Origin of the sequence: Mesorhizobium sp. M7A.F.Ca.US.014.04.1.1 (assembly GCF_003998745.1) — a bacterium.
GTDB lineage: Bacteria > Pseudomonadota > Alphaproteobacteria > Rhizobiales > Rhizobiaceae > Mesorhizobium > Mesorhizobium ciceri.
In genome coordinates, this window is the sequence record NZ_RZRW01000973.1 from 1 (window position 1) to 1,380 (window position 1,380).

Consider the following 1,380-nt stretch of genomic DNA (forward strand, 5'->3'; position numbering starts at 1 on the left):
CTACCGGGTCATCCGCGTCGAGGACGCCGACACGGAAGGCAACGACGCCGAAATCCCCGAGCTCTTCAGCCTGGGTCAGAACCGCGGTAGTGGTTGGGTCTATTCGACCGAAAGGCGCCCTCGCCGCGCGATGGAGGAGGAGCGCCGCGAAGGTCTGACGCGAACGTCCTATACCGGGGATGACGTTTTCCTGGCCGTGTCCCGGCCGCTCGTAAGGCCGGCGACCCGGCCGCTGAAGCGGCTCGACGTGATGGCGCTTTGCACCAATCGTGATCTGCCGATCCTCGATGACAATCCGACGTTGACGTTAGAGGCCGGCGACCCGGTCGAAACCGTGAGGCTTCTTGGCGCCTTGCGTGCGCCGCAGCCAGCTATTCCTGCGGCACTGCCTGCTGGGGCCGACGGGGAATCGCGGGCCGATGATCTCGCCTGGCGGCTGGTGGCGCAGCTCGCGCTCAACTTTCTCAGTCTTGCCAAAGAAGGCCGCGGCATCGATCCCCTGCATGCGCTACTCGACCTTTATGCCGATCGCGGCGATCCAAGCCTTGCCCGAAATGTGCATTCGATCGTGCGTATCGACTCGCAGCCGGTCATCGAACGTCTGCAAATCGATGGACCGATGTGCTTTGGACGCGGTACCGAAGTCACGTTGCATGTTGATCAATCGGTCCTGGCCGGCCAAAGTACCTTGCTGCTTTCGGCCTTGCTGGCGCGGTTGTTTGCTCGTCACGCCGGGATAAACGGCTTCGTGCGAACTCGCACGCGGCTGCTGCAGAAGCAGGAGGATGTGCCATGGCCGATGACGCCCGGCAATCGCTACCTGATCTAGACAAGCCCGGCCCGAACAGGGCCGAAGGTCTGTCCGAGACGTTCGACTTTTTCGAACTGCTGCGCCGCCTCGAACAACGGAACGGTCTGTTCGGCCATTCCGGCCGTCCCGACCGTGAGCCGGCACGGCTCGGCCAGCATGTGCGCCTCGCCTTTTCCGCACGGGACCTGGTTGTGTTCCGCGAAGCCCGCGATGCGGCACCGGCCCGGGTCACGGTGGCAAATTTTGGTCTGCTGGGACCCGAGGGTCCAATGCCGCTGCATCTGACGCGCTGGGTGCTCGACCGGCTCTCGCAACGCTGGTTCGCCGGCGCCGAGGCACAACTGACTAGCGACACGACGTTCGTCGACTTCGTCAACATTCTGCAGCACCGTATGATCGCCCTCTACTATCGGGCGTGGGCGGATGCGCACCCGGCCGTGCAGGCCGAACGCGCGGTCGGCGGGCGCGTTCGCGCCATGCTTGAAGCCATGGCCGGGATCGGACTTCCCGGCACGCAGGACCCCCATCTCGATACGGTGAAGCTTCGGCAGGCGGCTTCGCTGGCCAAT

General features: G+C 64.4%; 2 protein-coding genes. Both read left to right on the forward strand.

All coding sequences use genetic code 11. The annotated features are described in order from the left end of the window. Positions 1-829, forward strand: an 829-nt coding sequence (locus tag EOA22_RS33660; RefSeq protein ID WP_206521480.1) for a type VI secretion system baseplate subunit TssF, incomplete at its 5' end; no start/stop codon positions are given. Next, the coding region (tssG, locus tag EOA22_RS33665; RefSeq protein WP_127390617.1) for a type VI secretion system baseplate subunit TssG at positions 793-1,380 on the forward strand (588 nt) is incomplete at its 3' end. The genes EOA22_RS33660 and tssG, both read left to right, overlap by 37 nt.